We start from the raw sequence: 23125 nt of genomic DNA, 5'->3' as shown, positions 1-23125 counted from the left end.
TATTATGCGTCGCGCCCTGCTCTTCGCTTGCGCTCTGCTCGCCCTGCCCTTCGCACAGGCTGCAGACCTTCAACCGTTCTCCGCCAGCTACACCGCCGACTGGAAACAGCTGCCGATGAGCGGCACCGCCGAGCGCAGCCTGACCAAGGATGCCAAAGGTGTCTGGACACTCAGCTTCAAGGCTTCGATGATGATTGCCAGCCTGACCGAGACCAGCACTCTGACGCTGGACAAGGACACGCTGCTGCCGCAGTCCTACCACTTCGAACGTGGTGGTCTGGGCAAAGCCAAGAAGGCCGATCTGGACTTCGACTGGGCCAACAAACTGGTGACTGGTACCGACCGTGGCGACGCGGTGAAAATCCCGCTGAACCGCGGCATGGTCGACAAATCCACCTACCAACTGGCGCTGCAACATGACGTCGCCGCCGGCAAGAAAAGCATGAGCTATCAGGTGGTTGATGATGGCGAAGTCGATACTTACGACTTCCGCGTGCTGGGTTCGGAGAAAGTCGAAACCAAGGCCGGCCAGATTGATGCGATCAAGGTCGAGCGCGTACGTGACCCGACGCAGAGCAAGCGCATCACGGTTCTGTGGTTCGCCAAGGATTGGGATTACCTGCTGGTGCGTTTGCAACAGGTTGAGACTGACGGCAAGGAGTACAACATCATGCTTCTTGACGGTACGGTCAACGGCAAAGCAGTTAAAGGCAGTTGATTTGACTGGTAGTAAAAGAGCCCCGTGAATGCGGGGCTTTTTTTTGCCTGTCGATCAGTGCTCAAACCGAAAACTTCGCCACCATCCCATTCAAATCCACCGCCAGCCGCGACAGCTCCTGGCTCGCCGCACTGGTCTGATTGGCGCCCGCCGATGTCTGCATCGCCAGATCACGAATATTCATCAAGTTGCGATCCACCTCGCGTGCCACCGCAGCCTGCTCTTCCGAAGCACTGGCAATCACCATATTGCGCTCGTTGATCAGGGTGAACGCCGAAGCAATCTCCTCCAGCGCCACCCCGGCAGCCTTGGCCAACTCCAGCGTCGAACGCGCGCGGACGTTGCTCTGCTGCATCGAACTCACCGCCGAATCAGTGCCCTGCTGAATCCCGCCGATCATTTGTTCGATCTCCTGCGTCGATTGCTGCGTGCGATGCGCCAACGCGCGCACCTCATCGGCCACCACCGCAAAACCGCGCCCGGCATCACCGGCCCGCGCCGCCTCGATCGCCGCGTTGAGCGCCAACAGGTTGGTCTGCTCGGCAATCGAGCGAATCACGTCCAGCACTTTGCTGATGCTGTAGACCTTTTGCGCCAGATCTTCGACCTGCGTGGCATTGGCAGTGACGTCGCCGGCCAGTAACTCGATCGAAGAGACCGTTTGCCGCACTTGCTCGCGACCATGCTGAGCAATGCGATCCGACTCGCGCGAGGCCTCGGAAGTTGCCACCGCATTGCTGGCCACCTCTTCAACCGCGGCGGTCATCTGATTCACCGCCGTGGCCGCCTGCTCGATTTCCAGGCTCTGCTGATGCAGCCCGCGCGTGGCGTCTTCCGTGACGCAGCTCAGCTCTTCCGAAGCCGAGGCCAATTGGCTAGAGGACTCTGAGATGCGCCGAATGGTGTCGCGCAGGTTGTGTTGCATGGTCTGCAATGCTTGCAGCAATCGCGCCGGCTCGTCCTTGCCGGAGATGTTGATATCACCGGTCAGATCGCCACCGGCAACCACTTCAGCGACATTCAACGATTGCGAAAGCGGCAGGACAATGCTGCGGGTCAGCGTCAATGCCAGCGCAATAGTGATCAACGCAGTGACGCCGATCATCACCCCGACCCACACCCGCGAGTTGCTGAACACCAGTCGCGCCGCCTCAGTGGCCAGGTTGGCGTTGTGTTTGTTCAGCTCGACCAGCTCACGCAGCGTGACGGCAATTTCGTCGGCCAACGGGCTCATCTGGCCATTGAGAATCGCCGCCGCCTCGCCCACCCGGTCTTGCGCCGACAGCGTCATCACCTGTGCCTGAAACTCCAGATACTTGTGCTCGGCAGTTTTAAAGCGATCAAACAGCGCGCGCTCCTCGGGCAACACGATCAACACGTTGTAACGTTGCTGGGCCTCGCTGAGCACGCCGCGCAGCTCGGTGAGCTTGGCGATATTCTGTTCCAGTGCCTGCGGATCGCGATTAAGCAGCAGACGCATGGTCAACGCGCGCAAGCGCAGCATGTCCTGGCTCATCTCTCCGACCGCCATCACGCTTGGCAGCCAGTTGTTGTCGACCTGATCGGACTGGGCGCGCATGTTGGACATTTGCAGCAAAGCGAACGCGCCGAGGGCAAATACCATCAACGCCAGCAGGCCAAAACCCAGTCCGGCCCGCGGCGCAATATTGAGACTACGGATACTCATTGCTCTGGTTCCTTCCAAAAGCGCTGCATCGACCTGCAGCTGGTTGCTCTAGAAGGTATCGGCCCTTTGCTAATTTGCGTAAGACCAAAACGTGATATCAAAGAGCCTTGATACTTCGAACACTCGGCATTAACGATTCAGCGCTATTGTGCGGACTTCACGACCGTTCGCGGCAAGATTGCCAGAAAGTTATCTCGCGCGACTTTTTGCGCCACGTCCGCTGGCAAAGCATCGAGGAACGGCTTGAAGCTGTGCATTTCCTTACCGAGCTTGTCAAAACGTCCTACGACGTCGGAGCCGAGCATGAAGCGCTCCGGATGACGTTCGACCAACGCCAGCCACTCCGCGCGCGGCTTGCCCTGCTCGTCCAGCAGATAGGGCGTGAGCATGCTCCACGACAGATCGACGTACAGATTCGGATAGGCCTCAAGCATGCGGCTCAAGGTCGGCAGCAGAAAATCCAGTTGGGTTTGATGCCGGTGAATCTCGGCACTGGTGCCGGCGTGCGCCCAGATGATCCGCGTGTGCGGATGATTACGCAGCGGCTGCTCGATTTCCTGCAAATACAGCGGATTCTTCTCACGCTTGGAGGTGATGTTGGAATGCACCATCACCGGCAGATCGTTTTCCGCCGCCAGGTGATAAATCCGCGTCATGGCTTCGTTGTTGGCTCGCGGCGTGTCGCCAGAGGTCAGCGCCGTCAGGTCGTCATGCCGGGTGAAGACTTCGCCAATGCCCTGCCACAGGCCCGGATACAGATCGAGCATGCGCTGAATGTGCGCAGCGGAGTTCTTGTCGTTGGGGTTGAAGCCTGACAGGAAAGGATGGAAATGCCCGCGCTGCTCTATGGGCAGTTTCTGCACCGCGTCGGCGACGATCACGTCAGTCGCGCTGTACCAATAGGCATCCGCATCATCGCCGGCGTAATAGCGCGGTCGTTTGGGTTCGTCTTCGTGCCACTTCTTGGCCACGGGAATACCGGAAATCATCACATGCTCGATGGAATTTTCTTTCATGGCCGTCAGCAATTTCGGCATGCCGGCGCTTTCCTGGAAAAAATCCACGTAATGCAGGTGCGCGTCGCTGTAGGTGTATTCCCGCGCGTGCGCAGCGCCGGCACACATCAACAGGCAAGCAAGACTCAGACGATACAAGGACACAAGCGTTCTCCGGCAGATAGGCATAGCCTAGACCTCCGCCGCACGAGCAGGGTTCAGCCGGCAACAAAGTGGAACGCCACTCTGTCGGAATGCTCTATACCTGCAAGGTCTGTTTTTGATCGAACGACTTTTCCTACCGCATGCGAGGTTCTCATGACTGTTACCGTCAATACCGTCTCCGCCGAAGGTTTGCGCCACACCGTACAGATCGATGAACACGAGCTATTTGCCGACGCCCCGGTCGCTGCGGGCGGCGAAGGCTCGGCACCTGAGCCGCACGATTACTTCGACGCTGCTCTGGGCGCCTGCAAAGCCTTGACGCTGAAGATGTACGCGAAGAAGAAAGACATCCCGCTGACCGGCGTGGGCGTCGAGGTCAAACGCGACAACAGCGAAGAGCAAAAAGGCAAATACGCCCTGCACGTTACCCTGACGCTCAAAGGCGTACTGACCGATGCTCAGCGTGAAGAATTGCATCGCGTGGCCGACCGCTGCCCGATTCACAAGCTGATGACCACCAGCGAAGTCACCATCGAAACCCACGCGCCACAAGGCTTCGACAGCCAGTAATCACTCCGACTACAGCGGCGGGTTATGCTTCGCGCATCGCCCGCTCAGCCTGGAATGCACCATGGACACGCCACTTCTGATCATCCGCCCGCGCGCCGAAGACGTCGAAGGCCAGCCGATTCTGCGCCCGCTGCCGTCAGCCAAATGCCGCAATGTCGGACCTTTCGTGTTTTTTGACCACATGCTCGAAACGGTTTATCCGCCTGGCACAGGCATGAACATCCGACAGCATCCGCACATCGGCCTGTCGACACTCACCTATTTGTTTGAAGGGCAGATCCAGCACAAAGACAGCCTCGGTTCGGATCAGGTTGTGGGGGCTGGCGATGTCAGCTGGATGACGGCGGGCAGCGCGATTGCCCACGTTGAGCGCACACCGGAGCCGTTGAAGGACAGCGGTTTCAGGTTTCACGGCTTGCAGATCTGGCTGGCTTCGCCGAAAGAACATGAGCAAGGCCCGGGGCATTACAGCCATCACCCGGCGTCAACGCTGCCGGTCAGCGATAACCTCGGCGTGCAGATCCGCATGATCGCCGGGTCAGGCTTTTGCCTGGAATCGCCAGTGCCGGTGCTTTCTCCTACGTTGTATGCCGAGTTGAAAATGCAGACGGCGACTACGCTGTTGATTCCGACCGAGCATGCAGAGCGAGCGTTGTATGTGTTGAGTGGCGATGCGCAGTTGAATGGCGAAGCGCTGGAGCCGCATTCGCTGGCGGTGTTGCCGGCGGGTGAAGAGATGAGCTTGTTCGCTGACAGTGACTGTCACGCGGTGTTGTTCGGGGGTGCGCCTCTGGATGGGCCACGGCGGATCAACTGGAATTTTGTCGCGAGTGATCCGGCGGCGATTGATGAAGCGCGGCGCAAGTGGGCGGCTGGGGATTGGCCGACGGTGCCGGGGGAAGTTGAGCGGATTGAGTTGCCGCGTTAGACCGCCTTACCCACCCCAGCCCTCTCCCGGAGGGAGAGGGAGCCGACCGAGGTGTCTGGCGCTGTACATTGACCTGAACGGCCGAGTCGATTGTGGATTCGGTGCTGCACGTTCAGGTCGATGTATCTATCAAGCATCCCACGCTCAGTCCCCTCTCCCTCCGGGAGAGGGTTAGGGTGAGGGGCTTTTCAGCCTTTAAACACTTCATCCAGCAGATTGTGCATCGACTTGAACGCCCGCGCAGCGGTCTTCGCGTCATACATCATCTTGCCCGGCACGTTCGCATGCGGATCGGTAAACGAGTGCACCGCACCGCCGTAACTCAGCAACTGCCAGTCAGCACCCGCCGCATTCATCTCCTCTTCAAACGCCGGCAACTGCTCTTTCGGCACCAATGGATCGGAAGCACCATGCAGCACCAGCACCGAGCCTTTGATGTTGTTGGCATCCGCCGGATTCGGCGAGTCCAGCGTGCCATGGAACGACACCGCCGCCTTCACTGGAGCGCCAGTGCGCGCCAGATCCAGCGCGCAGCAACCGCCAAAGCAGAAACCGAACACCGCCAGTTTTGAGGTATCCACTGCCGCCTCACCCTGCGCCTGCAACTGCTCGAAAGCCGCCTGCATGCGCTTGCGCAGTAACGCACGATCGTTCTTCAACGGCATCATCGCCGCGCCAGCCTGATCGGCATTTTGCGGACGCACAGATTGACCATAAACGTCCGCGATCAACACCACGTAACCTTTGGCCGCGACTGACTTGGCGATTTCTCCAGCGCCAGCGCTGACGCCCATCCAGTTCGGCGCCATCAGCAATCCGGGACGCGCGCCTTTGTGTTCGGCATCAAACGCCAATCGACCTTCATAAGGCTGGCCATCAATCTGGTAGACCACGGAACGTACGGTGATTTGGCTCATTTCTGACTCCTGATTAGCTAAACACCAGAATGAAAAAACCCGCCGAAGCGGGTTTTTCCTACAACGTGATCAAGCTGACAGTTCGACCAGCAGCTTGTTCAGACGGCGCACATAATCGGCCGGGTCTTTCAAGCTTTCGCCGGCAGCCAGCGCGGCCTGATCGTGGAGGATGTGCGACAAGTCGCGGAAGCGATCATCGTCCGGCTCATTGTCGAGTTTCTCGATCAACGCGTGGCTCGGATTGAATTCGAAAATTGGCTTCGATTCCGGCACCTTCTGCCCGCTCGCTTCGAGGATCTGACGCATTTGCATACCCAGATCCTGCTCGCCGATAGCCAAAATGGCCGGCGAATCGGTCAGACGATGGGAAACCCGCACTTCAGCAACCGAATCGCCCAGCGCGGCTTTCAGACGCTCAACCAGACCTTCTTTGGACTTGGCGACTTCTTCTGCAGCCTTCTTGTCTTCTTCCGAATCCAGATTGCCCAGATCGAGGTCACCGCGCGCCACGTCGACAAAGGTCTTGCCGTCGAAGTCGCTCAGGTAGCTCATCAGCCACTCGTCGATACGGTCGGTCAGCAGCAGCACTTCGATGCCTTTCTTGCGGAAGACTTCCAGGTGCGGGCTGTTCTTGACCTGCGCGTAGGTTTCGCCGGTCAGGTAGTAGATCTTGTCCTGACCTTCCTTGGCGCGAGCCAGGTATTCGGCCAGACCGACAACTTGCTCGCCATCGGTGTTGGTCGAAGCGAAACGCAGCAGGCCAGCGATTTTTTCCTTGTTGGCGAAATCTTCTGCCGGGCCTTCTTTCATGACCTGACCGAAGTTTTTCCAGAAGCCTTTGTATTGCTCAGGCTCGTTCTTCGCCAGTTTTTCCAGCATGTCCAGCACGCGCTTGGTCAGCGCCGATTTCATCGAATCGATGATCGGGTCTTTCTGCAGGATTTCCCGCGACACGTTCAGCGACAGGTCGTTGGAATCGACCACGCCTTTGATGAAGCGCAGGTACAGCGGCAGGAACGACTCGGCCTGATCCATCACGAACACGCGCTGCACGTACAGCTTCAGGCCTTTCGGCGCTTCACGCTGGTACAGATCGAATGGCGCACGGGCCGGCACGTACAACAGCGAGGTGTATTCGAGCTTGCCTTCGACCTTGTTATGGGTCCAGCTCGAAGGGTTCTCGTAATCGTGACCGATGTGCTTGTAGAACTCCTGGTATTCCTCGTCCTTCACTTCTGTGCGCGGACGGGTCCACAGGGCGCTGGCACGGTTGACGGTTTCCCACTCAACGGCTGGCTGCTCTTCACCTTCGGCAGCCGCAACTTCTTTCGGCACTTCGATCGGCAGAGCGATGTGGTCGGAGTACTTCTTGATGATGTTGCGCAGACGGTAGCCGTCAGCGTACTCGTCTGCGTCTTTCTTCAGATGCAGAACGATGCGGGTACCGCGCTCGACTTTTTCGACGGTGGCGACTTCGAACTCGCCCTCGCCTTTCGACGACCAATGCACGCCTTCGCTGGCAGGATCGCCGGCACGACGGCTGTATACGTCAACCTGGTCGGCAACGATGAACGCGGAGTAGAAACCCACACCGAATTGACCGATCAGGTGCGAATCTTTCTTCTGATCGCCCGACAGGTTTTTCATGAAATCGGCAGTGCCGGACTTGGCGATGGTACCCAGGTGGGTGACCACATCGTCGCGGTTCATGCCGATGCCGTTGTCTTCGAGGGTGACGGTGTTGGCCGCCTTGTCGAAGCTCACACGGATTTTCAGTTCAGCACCGCCTTCGAGCAACGCTGGCTTGGCCAGGGCTTCGAAGCGCAACTTGTCGACGGCATCAGAGGCGTTCGAGATCAATTCGCGAAGGAAGATTTCCTTGTTGGAATACAGCGAATGAATCATGAGGTGCAGCAATTGCTTCACCTCGGTCTGGAAGCCCAGGGTTTCCTTTTGAGTTTCCACGCTCATGGTCATCAAACTCCAATCAGATGGCATTGGCCGCGACCCAAATGGTCGGCGGCGGGTTGTTCATTGAGTTGGGGGCAGCGTTCAGGATTTCAAGGGCTCATCAATTTTGAAATGCGCACGCGCGGTGGCGATCGGTTCGCCCTCCGTGGACTGCCATGCAGTGATCGCGACGTTGGCCACGCGCCGCCCCTGACGACAGACCTGACACTTGGCCCAGGTGTCGCGAAATTGCCCGGTGCGCAGATAATCCAGCGAGAAATCGATGATCTTCGGCACACCCGGCGCCCCGGTAAAAATCAGCAGATGCAGGGCCGCGGACAACTCCATGAATCCGGCAATCACCCCGCCGTGGATTGCCGGCAATAAAGGGTTACCAATGTTGTCCTTGTTCGCTGGCAGCTTGAACAGCAGCTCATCGCCGACGCGCGAACACTCGATGCCGATCAGACCTGCGTAGGGGATCAATTGCAGCAGCGGCGCGTAGTCGCCATTTTTGTGAGCATCTTGTAATTGCTGCTTGAGGTCGTCGCTCACTGGCCTTCTCCCCTGATCGCGCCACCGAAGCCTTTAGTGCCTTTGATGTTCTTGCCCATGCGCATGAAAGTGCCGACGACGTGGGCGATTGGTTGCTCCGGATCATCCTGATAGGCGAAACCCCGGGCGAAAATCACGTCGGTGGTGACGCGGTAGCATTGCGCGAAGCCGTAGACGTCTTTGTGCGGCTCGGCGGCGTGCATATAGTCGATACGCAGGTCGAGCGTCGGGCAGACCTCGAATTCCGGCAGCACGCACAGGGTGGACATGCCGCATGCGGTGTCCATCAGCGAGGTCAGCGCGCCGCCATGAATGACTCCGGTCTGCGGGTTGCCGACGATTTTTTCGCTGTATGGCAGGATCACCGTCAAGCCGTCATTGCTCGCGCTGTGCACTTGCAATCCGAGTACCTGGCAGTGGCGCAAGGCTGAGAGAAATCGTGTCGCACGCTCAAAAACGAGGTTTTCGGCCATTTGATAATTACTCTCGTTAGTCGTCAATTCAGGTAGTAGAGCCTGCACTAAAAGTTCCACTGTAAAAGAAAGTTATATATCTAGAAGAAATGTGGAACTTAACCTGAGGGCGCGTGCTCGAAAGGCCAGTAGTTATTTTCCATAAGGAGAAACACCCCATGCGTAAGACTTTAGCTATTGCCTTGATGTTGACCGCTTCCCTCGGTCTCGCTGCCTGCGATAAAAAATCCGAGGACAAAGCTCAAGATGCAAACCAACATGCTGAGCAAGCTCAGCAAGACATGAACAAAGCTCAGGATAAAGTGAACGACGCAGCGAAAGAAAACGCCAAAGCTGCCGAAGCTCAGGCTGAATCGAACAAAGCTGCAGCAGAAGAAGCTGCCAAGAAGCAATAAGCTGCTTCTTGCTTCGCTAGATACAAAAGAAAACCCGCCTCGTGCGGGTTTTCTTTTGCCTGTCATTTTTTGGCAATGCGCCGTTAGAGCAACAGAGTTCTAAAAGTCGGACTAATCATCAGCAGTAACGAACACACTAATCCCACCAGCCATACCAGACTGCGAGGCGTGGGCAGATCCGCCAGGTAGAACCACAAGTAGAGGATTCGCGCGATCACGAAAATGATCGCCAGTGTATCGATCAGCCATCCTGCCGTTTGCGTGGTGTGCGCCATCAACACACCCACCGCAAACAATATGAACGCTTCGATACTGTTCTGGTGCGCAGCCAGCGCCCTCGCGCCGTAACCGGTCAGTTGCGCCTGTTGCTGACGCGGCAGGTGGTTGTTGTAACCGCCCTGCTCTTTCATGGCCTTGCCCACCGGCATACGCGCCACATAGATCATCAACGCGCTGACAAACACACACCAGAACGGAATACTCATTCAAACGACCTCTTTGTTCGCCTCAGGAAGAGGCGCCTCTGTAGGGGTATAGACCATCACGTCGAGAACGTCGGAATGGAACTCGCGGCGATACAACACCAGCACCACACCCGTGCTCATCAGCATGAACAGCCACGGGCTGACGAACCAGGCGAGCATGGTCATGCCGAAGTAGTAGGAACGCAGCCCGAAGTTGAACTGGTTGGCCGCCATCGAAATGACTCGTGCGGCGCGCGAAGCGAAGGCCTTGCGTTCCTGCTCCGAGACATGCCGCTCACCAATCATCGGCGCCGAACCGATCAGAATCGCCGCGAAGTTGTACTGGCGCATGCACCAACTGAAGGTGAAGAACGCGTAGACAAACACCATCGCCAGACACAGCAACTTGATCTCGGACATGCCCTGCGAGGCCTGCTGCACCATCGGAATATCCGCCAGCAACGACACCGCCCGCTCGGACGCACCGAGCACGGTAAGAATGCCGGCGAGGATAATCAGGGTGCTGGAAGCGAAGAACGAGGCATTGCGCTCAAGGTTGCCGATCACGCTGGCGTCGGCGATGCGGTTGTCACGCAGGAGCATGCGGCGCATCCAGTCTTCGCGGTACAGGTGCAGCACGCTGGCCAGACACGCAGTGTCGCGGCCCTTCCAGGAGGCGTAACGGGTGTAGCCGCCCCAGCAGATAACAAACCACAGCGCGGCGAGCAGGTGGATCAAATTGGCTTGAATGAACGACATGCAATTCCCTGTGATGAATATTTCGGCAACCCTTCGACGTTAGCTCAGGAAAAAAGACACTGCCTGACGCCCATAAAAAATGCCCCGTATCGATTGATACGGGGCATTTCTGTTTAATCGCTCAGCAGCCGTTTGTAGCGGCTCGGCAATCTTATGCGAGAGCTTCGCTGCGCTTGCCCAGCAGGCGATCGCACACCACCGCGACCACCAGCGTCATCACGCACGGCACCAGCCACGCCAGACCCTGCTCGCTCAGCGGCAACTGAGCCATCTGCGACGGCAGCCAGTCAGCCAGACCAGCGCCTTTCAGGGCGTCGATGCTGCCGAACACGAACGACACCAGCATCACCGGGCCGAGAATGCGGCTGTGCTCATGCCAGAAGTCCTTGCAGAAGCTCAGGCCGACCAGAACGATGCACGGCGGGTAGATCGCGGTGAGCACCGGGATCGAGAACGCGATCAGGTTGGTCAGGCCGAGGTTGGACACCAGCAGCGAAAACGCGGCGAGGATAATGACCAGCGTCTTGTAGGACAGCGGCAGCACGCCGCTGAAGTATTCGGCGCAGGCGCAGGTCAGACCCACAGCAGTCACCAGACACGCCAGAGAAATCAGCACCGCAAGGAAACCGCTGCCCAGCGAACCAAAGGTGTGTTGCACGTAAGCATGCAGCACCGCGGCGCCGTTGGTAGCGCCCGCAGCCACTTCATGGCTGCCGGAACCGAGACGGAACAGGCTGACATACACCAGCGCCAGACCGACGCCGGCAATCAGCCCGGCGATGATCGCGTAACGGGTGATCAGTGCTGGCGACTCGACGCCACGCGAGCGGATCGCGTTGACGATGACGATGCCGAATACCAGAGCGCCCAGGGTATCCATGGTCAGATAACCATTGATGAAGCCTTGGGAGAACGGTGCCGCAACGTATTCCGGCGTGGCCACGCCGATATCACCGGCCGGCAGCGCGAACGCGGCAATGCCGAGCACGGCCAGGGCGATGATCTTCAGCGGCGCGAGGAAGCGGCCTACGGTATCCAGCAGACGGCCCGGATACAGCGAGATGAAGAACACCAGCAGGAAGTACACCGAACTGTAGAGGAACAACGCCAGCGGACTTTCGCCGGTCAATGGCGCCAGGCCCACTTCGAACGATACGGTCGCAGTGCGTGGCGTCGCGAACAACGGGCCGACCGCGAGGTAGCACGCAGCTGCCAGCACACCACCGGCGATTTTGCCGATCGGGCTGCTCAGGGCATCCATCGCACCGCCGACCTTGGCCAGCGCCACGACAGTGATGACCGGAAGGCCAACCGCCGTGATCAGGAAGCCCAGCGCTGCCATCCAGACGTGAGGCCCGGACTGCAGACCGACGATAGGCGGGAAGATGATGTTGCCGGCCCCGACGAACAGGGCGAAGGTCATAAAACCAAGTGCCAGGATGTCCTGACCTTTCAAAACTTTCATTAAGGAAATACCACACTACTGAATCGGAATTTAGAGGGGGATTGCCCTGTGGGATTAGGGAAATGCTGTCGATCCGTATGGGATTGACCCTTATAGCGCGGTGCTGCCTTGTGGGCGGCGGACGCAAAAATGGCTGCTAGCCTAACGAATTTGCCTGACAAACGCACTGTTAGAGGGCGAACTATCCGATACGCGACGTTGCTGTGTCGCATTTACGTATCTAAATTTCCTGCAGAGAACTCTGTGGCGAGGGGATTTATCCCCGTTGGGCTGCGCAGCGGCCCCAAAGCAATTGGGGTTGGAACACCAGACAGAGCACGGTCGCTTGAATTAGGACCGCTTCGCAGCCCAACGGGGATAAATCCCCTCGCCACAAAAGCCCTCCTATCCTTTTGAGCCAGATACGACAAAGGCCACCCGAAGGTGGCCTTTGTCTGGTGAAGCGTCAGCTAAGCGCGTGGCTTACTTGACAGCCCAACCGGTCAGCTCGGCCAGGGCCTTGCCGATGTCTGCCAGCGAACGCACGGTTTTTACGCCTGCGTCTTGCAGAGCAGCGAATTTCTCGTCTGCAGTGCCTTTGCCGCCAGAGATGATTGCACCAGCATGGCCCATGCGCTTGCCCGCAGGGGCAGTCACACCAGCGATGTAGGAAACAACCGGCTTGGTCACGTGTGCCTTGATGTAGGCAGCCGCTTCTTCTTCAGCCGAACCGCCGATCTCACCGATCATAACGATCGCTTCGGTCTTCGGGTCTTCCTGGAACAGCTTCAGGATGTCGATGAAGTTCGAACCCGGGATCGGGTCACCACCGATGCCGACGCAAGTCGACTGACCGAAACCGGCGTCAGTAGTCTGCTTCACAGCTTCGTAGGTCAGGGTGCCGGAACGCGAAACGATACCGACTTTACCTGGCAAGTGAATGTGACCTGGCATGATGCCGATCTTGCATTCGCCTGGGGTGATCACGCCTGGGCAGTTAGGACCGATCAGGACAATGCCCAGCTCGTCGCAAACTACTTTGGCATCCAGCATGTCCAGGGTAGGAATGCCTTCGGTGATGCAAACGATCAGCTTGATGCCGCCGAAAGCAGCTTCCAGGATCGAGTCCTTGCAGAAAGGAGCCGGAACGTAGATCACGCTGGCGGTAGCGCCAGTGGCCGCTACAGCATCTTTCACAGTGTTGAACACTGGCAGACCCAGGTGCTCGGTGCCGCCCTTGCCCGGAGTTACGCCACCAACCATCTTGGTGCCGTATTCGATGGCTTGCTGGGTGTGGAAACTACCTTGCGAACCGGTAATACCCTGGCAGATAACTTTGGTGTCTTTATTGATCAGGACGCTCATTACTTGCCCTCCGCAGCTTTAACGACTTGTTGAGCAGCGTCGGTCAGGCTGGTAGCAGCGATGATGTTCAAACCGCTTTCTGCCAGTACTTTAGCGCCCAGTTCAGCGTTGTTGCCTTCAAGACGAACAACAACCGGGATTTTCACGCCGACTTCTTTCACTGCACCGATGATGCCTTCGGCAATCATGTCGCAACGAACGATGCCGCCGAAGATGTTGACCAGTACTGCAGCGACGTTGGAGTCGGACAGAATGATCTTGAACGCTTCGGTAACGCGTTCTTTGGTAGCACCGCCGCCCACGTCGAGGAAGTTGGCTGGTTTGCCGCCATGCAGGTTGACGATGTCCATGGTACCCATGGCCAGGCCAGCACCGTTGACCATGCAACCGATGTTGCCTTCCAGTGCTACGTAGTTCAGTTCGAACTTGGCAGCGTGCGCTTCGCGCGGATCGTCTTGCGACGGATCGTGGAAAGTCTTCAGCTTAGGCTGACGGTACATGGCGTTGGCGTCGATGTTGATCTTGGCGTCGAGGCAGTGCAGATCGCCGTCAGCCTTGATCACCAGCGGATTCACTTCCAGCAGAGCCAGGTCGTGATCCTTGAACAGTTTGGCCAGACCTACGAAGATCTTGGCGAACTGAGCAACCTGCTTGCCTTCCAGACCCAGCTGGAATGCCAGCTCGCGACCCTGGAATGGCTGAGCGCCAACCAGTGGATCGATAGTGGCTTTCAGAATTTTTTCTGGGGTTTCGTGAGCGATCTTCTCGATGTCCACGCCACCTTCGGTGGAAGCCATGAACACGATGCGACGGCTCGAACGGTCAACGACAGCGCCCAGGTACAGCTCTTTAGCGATATCAGTGCACGATTCAACCAGGATCTTGGTGACTGGCTGGCCATTGGCGTCAGTCTGGTAAGTCACCAGACGCTTGCCCAGCCACTGCTGTGCGAAGGCTTTGGCGTCTTCTCTGCTACGAACCAGCTTTACGCCGCCCGCTTTACCGCGACCACCAGCGTGGACCTGGGCTTTGACAACCCACTCACTGCCGCCGATTTTGTCGCAAGCTTCTGCTGCTGCTTCCGGGGTGTCTACTGCGTAACCAGTGGAAACTGGCAGGCCGTATTCAGCGAACAGCTGCTTACCCTGATACTCGTGAAGATTCATGCTTATTACCGTCTTCGTTAGGTACTGCGCATTCGGCGCTGCGCTCTTGATGAGTGCCGCGCCACCTGTGACTGCTGCTTGCGTAGCTGAGCTACGCAAGACTGCGTCCAGCGGACTTTCCGCGGTGAGTCTTGCTCGCAAGGCTCACGACGGGCAATTACCGCCGTGGTTTCTTATTGTGTCTTAACGCTTTTTGCGGTTGGCAATGTGGATGGCGCCGCCATTCACAGCCAGAGCAGCTTCGTGCAAGGCTTCAGACAGGGTCGGATGGGAGAAAACCATCATGCCCAGGTCTTCAGCGCTGGTGCCGAATTCCATACCGATCGCGCCCTGCTGAACCAGCTCTGCAGCGCTCGGGCCAATCACGTGCACGCCCAATACGCGGTCGGTCTTGGCATCAGCGATGACCTTGACGAAACCACCGGTATCGTTGGCGGCCATGGCACGGCCGGAAGCGGCGAACGGGAAGGTGCCGACGTTAACTTCAACGCCTTCGGCTTTCAAGGCCTGCTCGGTTTTGCCAACCCACGCGATTTCCGGGTGAGTATAAATAACCGAAGGGATCAAGTCATAGTTCATCTGGGCTTTGTGGCCCTTGATGCGCTCGACAACCATGATGCCTTCTTCGGATGCCTTGTGAGCCAGCATCATGCCGCGTACCACGTCACCGATGGCGAAAACGCCCGGTACGGTGGTGGCGCAGTGATCGTCAACGTGCACGAAACCGCGCTCGTCGAGGGTCACGCCGCTGTCGGAAGCCAGCAGATCAGTGGTCACCGGACGGCGACCAACGGCTACGATCAGCTTGTCGAAAGTGATGGTCTGTTCGCCGTTGGCGTCGGTGTAGTTAACGACAACTTCGTTGCCGTTGACTTTCGAACCGGTGACGCGAGCGCCCAGCTTGATGTCCAGACCCTGTTTGGTCAGGGTTTTCAGCGCTTCCTTGGAAACAGCGGTGTCCGCTGCCATCAGGAAAGTGTCCAGCGCTTCCAGAACAACCACTTCCGAACCCAGACGCGACCATACCGAACCCAGTTCCAGGCCGATCACGCCAGCGCCGATCACGCCCAGACGTTTTGGTACCGATTGGAATTCCAGTGCGCCAGTCGAATCAACGATGACATTCTGGTCGACCGGAGCCGGTGGAATGTCGATCGGACGCGAACCTGGAGCCAGGATGACGTTTTCGGCTTCGATGATTTCTACCGAACCGTCAGGCTTGGTGACTTCGACTTTCTTGCCAGCCAGCAGTTTGCCGTGGCCCTGGATCGAAGTAACGCCGTTGGCCTTGAACAGGGTAGCAACGCCGCCGGTCAGGTTCTTGACGATGCCAGCCTTGCGGCCAACCATCGCAGCGACGTCCATTTTGACTTCGCCAGTCGAGATACCGTGAACGTTGAAGCTTTCTTTCGCTTCCTTGTATTTCCAGGAGCTGTCCAGCAGCGCCTTGGAAGGAATGCAACCAACGTTCAGGCAAGTGCCGCCCAGCGCCAGTTTGTCTTCCTTGTCGGTGTATTTCTCGATGCAGGCAGTGGTGAGGCCCAGCTGAGCGGCTTTGATAGCTGCCACGTAGCCACCAGGGCCAGCACCGATCACTACTACGTCAAATTTCTGCGACATTCAAAAAATCCTCTTGAGCGAAAAGCTTCAAGCCGCGCGCTGCAAGCCAGGCTGCCTTTTCGTGCAGCTTGAAGCTTGCAGCGCGTGACTGCTTCTATCAGATATCCAGCAACAGACGAGCCGGATCTTCCAGCAGGTTCTTGATGGTCACCAGGAAGGTCACAGCTTCTTTGCCATCGATCAGACGGTGATCGTAGGACAGTGCCAGGTACATCATCGGACGGATCACGACCTGACCGTTGATTGCCATCGGACGCTGGATGATGTTGTGCATGCCCAGAATCGCTGCCTGCGGCGGGTTGACGATCGGAGTCGACATCATCGAACCGAAGGTACCACCGTTAGTGATGGTGAACGTACCGCCGGTCATTTCGTCCATCGACAGTTTGCCGTCACGGGCTTTCTTGCCGAAGGTGGCGATGCCGCCTTCGATTTCAGCCAGGCTCATCAGTTCGGCGTTACGCAGAACCGGAACCACCAGACCGCGATCGCTGGAAACTGCAACACCAACGTCGGCGTAGCCGTGGTAAACGATGTCGGCACCGTCGATCGAAGCGTTGACAGCCGGGAAGCGCTTCAGCGCTTCGGTGGCAGCCTTGACGAAGAACGACATGAAGCCCAGGCGTACGCCATTGTGGGACTTCTCGAACAGGTCCTTGTACTTCGAACGCAGGGCCATGACTTCGGTCATGTCGACTTCGTTGAAAGTGGTCAGCATCGCCATGTTCGACTGAGCTTCAACCAGACGCTTGGCTACGGTGGCACGAACGCGGGTCATTGGCACGCGCTTCTCGACGCGGTCGCCAGCGGCCAGTACCGGGGCAGCGGCCGATGGAGCGGCAGCCTTGGCCGGTGCAGCAGCCGGAGCAGCTTTCTTGGCTTCAACAGCGGCAACCACGTCTTCCTTGGTCACACGGCCATCTTTGCCAGTGCCTTTTACGGACGCCAGGTTGATGCCGTTTTCTTCAGCCAGCTTGCGCGCGGCAGGAGCAGCGATAGCATCTTCGTCAGCGCCGGCGGCAGCTGGAGCAGCAGCCGGAGCAGCAGCGGCAGCGGCAGCGGCAGCGGCAGCCGGAGCAGCGGCAGCAGCGCCGCCCGCTTCGATGGAGCCCAGGACTTCGTCGGACAGAACGGTGTCGCCTTCGTTCTTGACGATTGCGCCCAGCACGCCGTCGGCAGTAGCCAGAACTTCCAGTACGACTTTGTCAGTTTCGATGTCGACGATCAGGTCGTCACGCTTGACAGCGTCGCCCGGTTTTTTGTGCCAGGTGGCAACGGTGCCATCGGCAACCGATTCCGGGAAAGTGGGGGCTTTGATCTCGATAGCCATTATCTGTAGTTCCTTAAATTCGGTTTCAAATGCGCGAAGGCGTTAAACGGTAAACGCGGCTTGCAGCAGTTTTTCCTGCTGCTCGGCGTGCATCGATGCGTAACCACAAGCAGGTGCAGCAGAAGCCTCACGGCCCGCGTACTCAAGTACGAGAGACTTGTCGAGGTTGCTGATGCTGCGGCGCAAGTGGTGCTGGCTGCAGTACCAGGCGCCCTGGTTCATCGGCTCTTCCTGACACCAGACGGCATGTTTGGCGTTGGTGTAAGGAGCCAGGACTTCTTTCAAGTCGTCCTCAGGGAACGGATACAACTGCTCGATACGCACGATGGCGATATCTTCGCGGCCTTCGGCACGGCGTTTTTCCAGCAGGTCGTAGTAGACCTTGCCGCTGCACAGAACAACGCGCTCGACCTTTTGCGGGTCCAGTACATCGATTTCCGGGATCACGGTCTGGAACGAACCTTCGGCCAGATCTTCCAGGGTCGAGATGGCCAGCTTGTGGCGCAGCAGCGACTTCGGAGTCAGGACGACCAATGGTTTGCGCAGCGGACGAATCACCTGACGACGCAGCAAGTGGTAGATCTGAGCCGGCGTGGTCGGTACAGCTACCTGAATGTTGTGCTCGGCGCACAGTTGCAGGTAACGCTCCAGACGAGCCGAAGAGTGCTCAGGACCCTGACCTTCATAACCGTGCGGCAGCAGCATGGTCAGACCGCACAGACGGCCCCACTTGTGCTCGCCACTGGTGATGAACTGGTCGATAACCACTTGGGCACCGTTGGCGAAGTCGCCGAACTGGGCTTCCCAGATCACCAGCGCATCCGGCGTGGTGGTCGAGTAACCGTATTCGAACGCCAGAACGGCTTCTTCCGACAGGAACGAGTCGTACAGGTCAAAGCGCGGCTGACCGTCGTACAGGTGCTGCAACGGAATGTAAGTGCCAGCATCTTTCTGGTTGTGCAGAACAGCGTGACGGTGCGAGAACGTACCGCGACCGATGTCCTGACCGGTCATGCGAATCGGGTGACCTTCGAACGCCAGGGTCGCGTACGCCATGGTTTCGGCGTAACCCCAGTTGATCGGCAGGCCGCCGGCTTGCATTTTCTGGCGATCTTCGTAGATCTTCGCAACCTGGCGCTGAACCACGAAGCCTTCCGGAATTTCCAGCAGCTTGGCGGACAGTTCCTGCAAGGTCTTCAGGTCGAAACTCGTGTCGTGACGCGCAGTCCAGGCGTGGCCCAGATACGGACGCCAGTCCACGAACAACTCTTTGTTCGGCTCTTTGACCAGGCTTTTCACTACGTGCAGACCGTTGTCCAGCGCGTTGCGGTATTCATCGACTTTCGCCTGAACACGCTCAGCGTCGAGCACACCACTCTGGGTCAGACTGTCAGCGTACAGCTCACGGGTAGTGCGCTGCTTGGTGATCTGCTGGTACATCAGAGGCTGGGTGCCGCTTGGTTCGTCAGCTTCGTTGTGGCCGCGACGACGGTAGCAGACCAGGTCGATTACCACGTCACGCTTGAACTGCATGCGGTAGTCGATGGCGAGCTGGGTCACGAACAATACGGCTTCCGGATCATCACCATTCACATGGAGGATCGGCGCCTGGATCATCTTCGCAACGTCGGTCGCGTACTCGGTGGAACGTGAGTCCAGCGGGTTGCTGATGGTGAAACCAACCTGGTTGTTGATCACGATGTGCACGGTACCGCCGGTCTTGAAACCGCGGGTCTGCGACATCTGGAAGGTTTCCATCACCACGCCCTGACCGGCGAATGCCGCGTCACCGTGGATCGAGATCGGCAGAACCTTCTCACCGGTAGGGTCGTTACGACGATCCTGACGAGCGCGAACCGAACCTTCTACCACCGGGGAAACGATTTCCAGGTGAGACGGGTTGAACGCCATCGCCAGGTGAACTTCACCGCCGGTGGTCATCACGTTGGACGAGAAGCCCTGGTGATATTTAACGTCACCGGAACCCAGCTCGACCTTCTTCTTGCCTTCGAACTCGTCGAACAGCTCACGAGGGTTTTTGCCGAAGGTGTTGACCAGCACGTTGAGACGGCCACGGTGGGCCATGCCGATCACGACTTCCTTGGTCCCGTAGGAACCGGAACGCTGGATCAGCTCGTCGAGCATCGGAATCAGGCTTTCGCCGCCTTCCAGACCGAAACGCTTGGTACCCGGGTATTTGGTACCCAGGTATTTTTCCAGACCTTCGCCGGCGGTGACGCGCTCGAGCAGGTGGCTCTTGATGTCGGCGGAGTACGTTGGACGGCCGCGCACGCTTTCCAGACGCTGCTGGAACCAGTGACGCTGCTCGGAATCGGTGATGTGCGTGAATTCAGCGCCGATGGTGCGGCAATATGTCTGCTGCAACGCTTCGTGAATTTCGCGTAGGCTCGCTTCCTCTTTGCCGATGAACAGGTCGCCGGCACGGAAGGTCGTATCAAGATCGGCATTGGTCAAGCCGTAATGATTGATCGACAGGTCTGCAGGTGCAGGACGCTGCCACAGCCCCAGCGGGTCAAGCTGGGCTGCCTGGTGGCCACGCATACGGTAGGCCTGGATCAATCGCAGCACTTCAACTTGCTTCTTCTCGTGCTCACTGCTCACGCTCCCGGCGGAAACCGGTTGAGCGCGGCGCTGGTTCTTTGCCAGCAGCACGAAATGATCGCGAATTGTGGAGTGCGAAACATCAGTGGCAGAGCCGCCGTCGGCAGGCAGCTTCTGAAAGTAGGTGCGCCACTCTTCTGGCACAGCGTTAGGGTCGTGCAGGTAGAGCTCGTAGAGCTCTTCCACATAGGCAGCGTTTCCACCTGAAAGGTAGGCGCTGTTCCACATGCGCTGCATCACGCTTTCTTGCATGCTTGGTCACCCTCGGTTAGGGGAACACCATCGATGTCGACACCGAGCAAACTTGCAGAAGTCCGAATGCAGCGACTAAAACAAGCCACTTAGGATCACACTGATAGTCCGGGTACCAGCCCGGATGCCCCTGCTTGTCTCATTTCTTCAAAATAAGAGCCGCAGCTTATGGCTGCTGCTCTGGTTATAGCCTTGGCGCGGGTTGAAGCCCGCGCCACGGCCTCTACAGTTGTTGCGGTGCTACAGGTACATCGGCTGAATCACACGCCGCTGGAGAGCAACATGTTACGGATGTGACCGATGGCCTTAGTCGGGTTCAGGCCTTTCGGACATACGTTGACGCAGTTCATGATGCCCCGGCAGCGGAAAACGCTGAACGGGTCATCAAGCGAAGCCAGACGCTCGGACGTCTTGGTGTCACGGCTGTCTGCCAGGAAGCGATACGCTTGCAGCAGAGCAGCTGGACCGAGGAACTTGTCCGGGTTCCACCAGAAGGACGGGCAAGAAGTCGAGCAGCAAGCGCACAGGATGCACTCGTACAGACCGTCAAGCTTTTCACGCTCTTCAGGGGACTGCAGACGCTCGATGGCCGGAGCCGGCGTATCGTTCTGCAGGAATGGCTTAACCTTCTCGTATTGCTTGTAGAAGATGCTCATATCGACAACCAGGTCACGGATAACCGGCAAACCTGGCAGCGGACGAACGATCAACTTGTTGCCTTTTACGACAGCGGACAGCGGCGTAACGCACGCCAGACCGTTTTTGCCGTTGATGTTCATGCCGTCGGAACCGCAGACACCTTCACGGCAAGAGCGACGATAGGAGAAACCCTCGTCCTGCTCTTTGATCAGGGCCAGCACGTCCAGCACCATCAGATCTTTACCACCGGTATCGATCTGGAATTCCTGCATGAACGGCGCGGCGTCCTGATCAGGGTTGTAACGATAAACGCTGACTTGCAACATGGCGGCCACCCTTAATAAGTCCGAATCTTAGGTTCAAAAGTCGGAACAGTTTTCGGCGAGAAGTTCACGGCACGCTTGGCGACGCGCTTTTCACCCGGGAAGTACAGGGTGTGGCACAGCCAGTTTTCGTCGTCACGATCTTCAAAGTCTTCACGGGCGTGCGCGCCGCGGGACTCTTTACGGACTTCGGCCGCGATAGCAGTGGCTTCAGCGACTTCCAGCAGGTTTTGCAGCTCAAGCGCTTCGATACGTGCAGTGTTGAACGCCTGCGACTTATCGTTGATCTTGACGTTGGCGATACGCGTACGCAGGTCAGCCAGCTGGGCGATACCTTTCTGCATGTATTCGCCGGTACGGAACACACCGAAGTAGTTCTGCATGCAGCTTTGCAGCTCGCGACGCAGGGTAGCAACGTCTTCGCCGTCGGTACGGGTGTTGAGTGCGTTCAGACGCGACAGGGCTGCATCGATATCGGCTTCGATGGCGTCATCGTATTCGATGCCGTCAGTCAGCGCTTTTTCCAGATGCAGACCGGCTGCGCGGCCGAATACCACCAGGTCGAGCAACGAGTTGCCGCCCAGACGGTTGGCACCGTGAACCGATACGCAAGCCACTTCGCCTACCGCGAACAGACCATGAATGATCTGGTCTTCGCCATCAGCGTTCTGGGTGATCGCCTGACCGTGAATGTTGGTCGGCACGCCGCCCATCATATAGTGGCAAGTCGGAACAACCGGAACCGGAGCAACAACCGGGTCAACGTGGGCGAAAGTCTTCGACAGTTCGCAGATGCCTGGCAGACGGCTGTGCAGCACTTCCTCGCCCAAGTGGTCGAGTTTGAGCATTACGTGGTCGCCATTCGGACCGCAACCGTTACCGGCGATGATCTCTTTAACCATCGAGCGGGCAACCACGTCACGACCGGCAAGGTCTTTGGCGTTCGGAGCATAACGCTCCATGAAACGCTCGCCGTGCTTGTTGATCAGGTATCCACCTTCACCACGGCAACCTTCGGTAACCAGTACACCGGCGCCGGCGATGCCGGTCGGGTGGAACTGCCACATTTCGATGTCTTGTACCGGCACACCAGCACGCAGAGCCATGCCGACGCCGTCACCGGTGTTGATCAGGGCGTTGGTGGTGGAAGCGTAGATACGACCTGCACCGCCGGTGGCCAGAACAGTAGCCTTGGCGCGGATGTAGGTGGTTTCGCCGGTTTCGATGCAGATCGCGATCACACCAACGAACTCGCCCTTCTGGTTTTTCACCAGATCGACAGCGTAGTACTCGTTGAGGAACACGGTGCCGGCTTTCAGGTTGCCCTGATAAAGGGTGTGCAGCAGCGCGTGACCGGTACGGTCGGAAGCGGCGCAAGTACGGGCAGCCTGCCCGCCTTTACCGTAATCCTTCGACTGACCGCCGAACGGGCGCTGGTAGATGCGGCCCTGCTCGGTACGCGAGAACGGCATGCCCATGTGGTCCAGCTCGTAAACGGCAGCCGGGCCTTCCTGACACATGTATTCGATAGCGTCCTGGTCACCGATGTAGTCGGAACCCTTGACGGTATCGTACATGTGCCAGCGCCAGTCATCGTTCGGATCGGCAGAAGCGATCGCGCAGGTGATGCCACCCTGAGCCGATACAGTGTGCGAACGCGTCGGGAAAACCTTGGTGATCACGGCAGTCTTGTGACCGCCCTGTGCCAATTGCAGCGCTGCGCGCATGCCAGCACCGCCGCCACCAATAATGATGGCGTCGAAAGAAATCGTTGGAATGTTAGCCATG

Annotated in this window: 20 protein-coding genes; 4 read left to right on the top strand and 16 right to left on the bottom strand. The window is 58.0% G+C overall.

Annotated elements, in window-relative coordinates; genetic code table 11:
- The first annotated feature begins 4 nt into the window (after positions 1-4).
- The gene (locus ACP7BN_RS15005) at positions 5-718 is read left to right on the top strand and encodes a DUF3108 domain-containing protein (protein ID WP_426205042.1); all 714 of its coding nucleotides are present in this window, start codon (positions 5-7) and stop codon (positions 716-718) included.
- 61 nt (positions 719-779) lie between these two features.
- On the opposite strand, the gene ACP7BN_RS15000 is transcribed toward ACP7BN_RS15005, so the two are convergent.
- Positions 780-2405, bottom strand: a complete 1626-nt coding sequence (locus tag ACP7BN_RS15000; protein WP_426205041.1) for a methyl-accepting chemotaxis protein — start codon at positions 2403-2405, stop codon at positions 780-782.
- 143 nt (positions 2406-2548) lie between these two features.
- On the bottom strand, positions 2549-3589 hold the full coding sequence (locus ACP7BN_RS14995; protein ID WP_426205040.1) for an amidohydrolase family protein: 1041 nt from the start codon (positions 3587-3589) through the stop codon (positions 2549-2551).
- Positions 3590-3718: 129 nt separating this feature from the next.
- Here ACP7BN_RS14995 and ACP7BN_RS14990 point away from each other — a divergent pair, with 129 nt between their 5' ends.
- Both ACP7BN_RS14990 and ACP7BN_RS14985 read left to right on the top strand, forming a co-directional pair.
- Positions 3719-4135, top strand: coding sequence for an OsmC family protein (locus ACP7BN_RS14990; RefSeq protein ID WP_420648048.1), 417 nt, complete (start codon positions 3719-3721; stop codon positions 4133-4135).
- 61 nt (positions 4136-4196) lie between these two features.
- A complete protein-coding gene (locus ACP7BN_RS14985) occupies positions 4197-5063 on the top strand; it encodes a pirin family protein (RefSeq protein ID WP_426205039.1) in 867 nt (288 codons plus the stop codon).
- Between the two features lie 188 nt (positions 5064-5251).
- Here ACP7BN_RS14985 and ACP7BN_RS14980 read toward each other — a convergent pair whose 3' ends face one another.
- The 4 genes from ACP7BN_RS14980 to ACP7BN_RS14965 all read right to left on the bottom strand — a co-directional run bounded on the left by ACP7BN_RS14980 (position 5252) and on the right by ACP7BN_RS14965 (position 8958).
- Positions 5252-5980: a dienelactone hydrolase family protein gene (locus ACP7BN_RS14980; RefSeq protein ID WP_426205038.1), complete on the bottom strand. Its 729-nt coding sequence runs from the start codon at positions 5978-5980 to the stop codon at positions 5252-5254.
- Positions 5981-6049: 69 nt separating this feature from the next.
- Positions 6050-7951, bottom strand: a complete 1902-nt coding sequence (htpG, locus tag ACP7BN_RS14975; protein ID WP_426205037.1) for a molecular chaperone HtpG — start codon at positions 7949-7951, stop codon at positions 6050-6052.
- An 81-nt stretch (positions 7952-8032) separates the two neighbouring features.
- On the bottom strand, positions 8033-8485 hold the full coding sequence (locus ACP7BN_RS14970; RefSeq protein WP_420648044.1) for a PaaI family thioesterase: 453 nt from the start codon (positions 8483-8485) through the stop codon (positions 8033-8035).
- Positions 8482-8958: a PaaI family thioesterase gene (locus ACP7BN_RS14965; protein WP_426205036.1), complete on the bottom strand. Its 477-nt coding sequence runs from the start codon at positions 8956-8958 to the stop codon at positions 8482-8484. Before ACP7BN_RS14965 ends, ACP7BN_RS14970 begins: the two co-directional genes overlap by 4 nt.
- 158 nt (positions 8959-9116) lie before the next feature.
- Between ACP7BN_RS14965 and ACP7BN_RS14960 the strand changes: the two genes are divergently transcribed.
- Positions 9117-9353 carry a hypothetical protein gene (locus tag ACP7BN_RS14960; protein WP_420648042.1) on the top strand — a complete coding sequence of 79 codons (237 nt, stop codon included), beginning with the start codon at positions 9117-9119 and terminating at the stop codon, positions 9351-9353.
- An 83-nt stretch (positions 9354-9436) separates the two neighbouring features.
- On the opposite strand, the gene ACP7BN_RS14955 is transcribed toward ACP7BN_RS14960, so the two are convergent.
- From ACP7BN_RS14955 to sdhA, 10 genes are all read right to left on the bottom strand, one after another.
- Entirely contained in the window at positions 9437-9838 is a 402-nt protein-coding gene (locus ACP7BN_RS14955; protein WP_426205035.1) for an MAPEG family protein, read from the bottom strand.
- Entirely contained in the window at positions 9839-10576 is a 738-nt protein-coding gene (locus ACP7BN_RS14950) for a DUF599 domain-containing protein (RefSeq protein WP_426205034.1), read from the bottom strand.
- Positions 10577-10727: 151 nt separating this feature from the next.
- Positions 10728-12041 carry a branched-chain amino acid transport system II carrier protein gene (gene brnQ, locus ACP7BN_RS14945; protein WP_426205032.1) on the bottom strand — a complete coding sequence of 438 codons (1314 nt, stop codon included), beginning with the start codon at positions 12039-12041 and terminating at the stop codon, positions 10728-10730.
- 462 nt (positions 12042-12503) lie between these two features.
- A complete protein-coding gene (sucD, locus tag ACP7BN_RS14940) occupies positions 12504-13385 on the bottom strand; it encodes a succinate--CoA ligase subunit alpha (protein WP_426205030.1) in 882 nt (293 codons plus the stop codon).
- Positions 13385-14551, bottom strand: a complete 1167-nt coding sequence (gene sucC, locus ACP7BN_RS14935) for an ADP-forming succinate--CoA ligase subunit beta (RefSeq protein WP_420648036.1) — start codon at positions 14549-14551, stop codon at positions 13385-13387. Before sucC ends, sucD begins: the two co-directional genes overlap by 1 nt.
- A gap of 183 nt (positions 14552-14734) precedes the next feature.
- Positions 14735-16171, bottom strand: a complete 1437-nt coding sequence (lpdA, locus tag ACP7BN_RS14930) for a dihydrolipoyl dehydrogenase (RefSeq protein ID WP_420648035.1) — start codon at positions 16169-16171, stop codon at positions 14735-14737.
- Between the two features lie 97 nt (positions 16172-16268).
- Positions 16269-17501, bottom strand: a complete 1233-nt coding sequence (gene odhB, locus ACP7BN_RS14925) for a 2-oxoglutarate dehydrogenase complex dihydrolipoyllysine-residue succinyltransferase (protein ID WP_426205027.1) — start codon at positions 17499-17501, stop codon at positions 16269-16271.
- Positions 17502-17543: 42 nt separating this feature from the next.
- Positions 17544-20375, bottom strand: a complete 2832-nt coding sequence (locus ACP7BN_RS14920; protein ID WP_426205025.1) for a 2-oxoglutarate dehydrogenase E1 component — start codon at positions 20373-20375, stop codon at positions 17544-17546.
- Positions 20376-20635: 260 nt separating this feature from the next.
- The gene (locus ACP7BN_RS14915) at positions 20636-21340 is read right to left on the bottom strand and encodes a succinate dehydrogenase iron-sulfur subunit (protein ID WP_420648032.1); all 705 of its coding nucleotides are present in this window, start codon (positions 21338-21340) and stop codon (positions 20636-20638) included.
- Between the two features lie 11 nt (positions 21341-21351).
- Entirely contained in the window at positions 21352-23124 is a 1773-nt protein-coding gene (gene sdhA / locus ACP7BN_RS14910; RefSeq protein ID WP_420648031.1) for a succinate dehydrogenase flavoprotein subunit, read from the bottom strand.
- Between the last annotated feature and the right edge of the window lies 1 nt (position 23125).

Origin of the sequence: Pseudomonas sp. TWP3-1 (genome assembly GCF_049896625.1) — a bacterium.
In the GTDB taxonomy this organism is placed as follows: domain Bacteria; phylum Pseudomonadota; class Gammaproteobacteria; order Pseudomonadales; family Pseudomonadaceae; genus Aquipseudomonas.
Note: the sequence above shows the minus strand (reverse complement) of the source record. Positions and strands in the feature narration are given on the sequence as shown.

Excerpts from the sequence above, each read along its gene's own strand:
- ACP7BN_RS15005 (WP_426205042.1), top strand. The coding sequence starts at position 5 with ATGCGTCGCGCCCTGCTCTTCGCTTGCGCTCTGCTCGCCCTGCCCTTC.
- ACP7BN_RS15000 (WP_426205041.1), bottom strand. The coding sequence starts at position 2,405 with ATGAGTATCCGTAGTCTCAATATTGCGCCGCGGGCCGGACTGGGTTTT.
- ACP7BN_RS14995 (WP_426205040.1), bottom strand. The coding sequence starts at position 3,589 with ATGCCTATCTGCCGGAGAACGCTTGTGTCCTTGTATCGTCTGAGTCTT.
- ACP7BN_RS14990 (WP_420648048.1), top strand. The coding sequence starts at position 3,719 with ATGACTGTTACCGTCAATACCGTCTCCGCCGAAGGTTTGCGCCACACC.
- ACP7BN_RS14985 (WP_426205039.1), top strand. The coding sequence starts at position 4,197 with ATGGACACGCCACTTCTGATCATCCGCCCGCGCGCCGAAGACGTCGAA.
- ACP7BN_RS14980 (WP_426205038.1), bottom strand. The coding sequence starts at position 5,980 with ATGAGCCAAATCACCGTACGTTCCGTGGTCTACCAGATTGATGGCCAG.
- htpG (WP_426205037.1), bottom strand. The coding sequence starts at position 7,951 with ATGAGCGTGGAAACTCAAAAGGAAACCCTGGGCTTCCAGACCGAGGTG.
- ACP7BN_RS14965 (WP_426205036.1), bottom strand. The coding sequence starts at position 8,958 with ATGGCCGAAAACCTCGTTTTTGAGCGTGCGACACGATTTCTCTCAGCC.
- ACP7BN_RS14960 (WP_420648042.1), top strand. The coding sequence starts at position 9,117 with ATGCGTAAGACTTTAGCTATTGCCTTGATGTTGACCGCTTCCCTCGGT.
- ACP7BN_RS14955 (WP_426205035.1), bottom strand. The coding sequence starts at position 9,838 with ATGAGTATTCCGTTCTGGTGTGTGTTTGTCAGCGCGTTGATGATCTAT.
- ACP7BN_RS14950 (WP_426205034.1), bottom strand. The coding sequence starts at position 10,576 with ATGTCGTTCATTCAAGCCAATTTGATCCACCTGCTCGCCGCGCTGTGG.
- brnQ (WP_426205032.1), bottom strand. The coding sequence starts at position 12,041 with ATGAAAGTTTTGAAAGGTCAGGACATCCTGGCACTTGGTTTTATGACC.
- sucD (WP_426205030.1), bottom strand. The coding sequence starts at position 13,385 with ATGAGCGTCCTGATCAATAAAGACACCAAAGTTATCTGCCAGGGTATT.
- sucC (WP_420648036.1), bottom strand. The coding sequence starts at position 14,551 with ATGAATCTTCACGAGTATCAGGGTAAGCAGCTGTTCGCTGAATACGGC.
- lpdA (WP_420648035.1), bottom strand. The coding sequence starts at position 16,171 with ATGTCGCAGAAATTTGACGTAGTAGTGATCGGTGCTGGCCCTGGTGGC.
- odhB (WP_426205027.1), bottom strand. The coding sequence starts at position 17,501 with ATGGCTATCGAGATCAAAGCCCCCACTTTCCCGGAATCGGTTGCCGAT.
- ACP7BN_RS14920 (WP_426205025.1), bottom strand. The coding sequence starts at position 20,375 with ATGCAAGAAAGCGTGATGCAGCGCATGTGGAACAGCGCCTACCTTTCA.
- ACP7BN_RS14915 (WP_420648032.1), bottom strand. The coding sequence starts at position 21,340 with ATGTTGCAAGTCAGCGTTTATCGTTACAACCCTGATCAGGACGCCGCG.
- sdhA (WP_420648031.1), bottom strand. The coding sequence starts at position 23,124 with ATGGCTAACATTCCAACGATTTCTTTCGACGCCATCATTATTGGTGGC.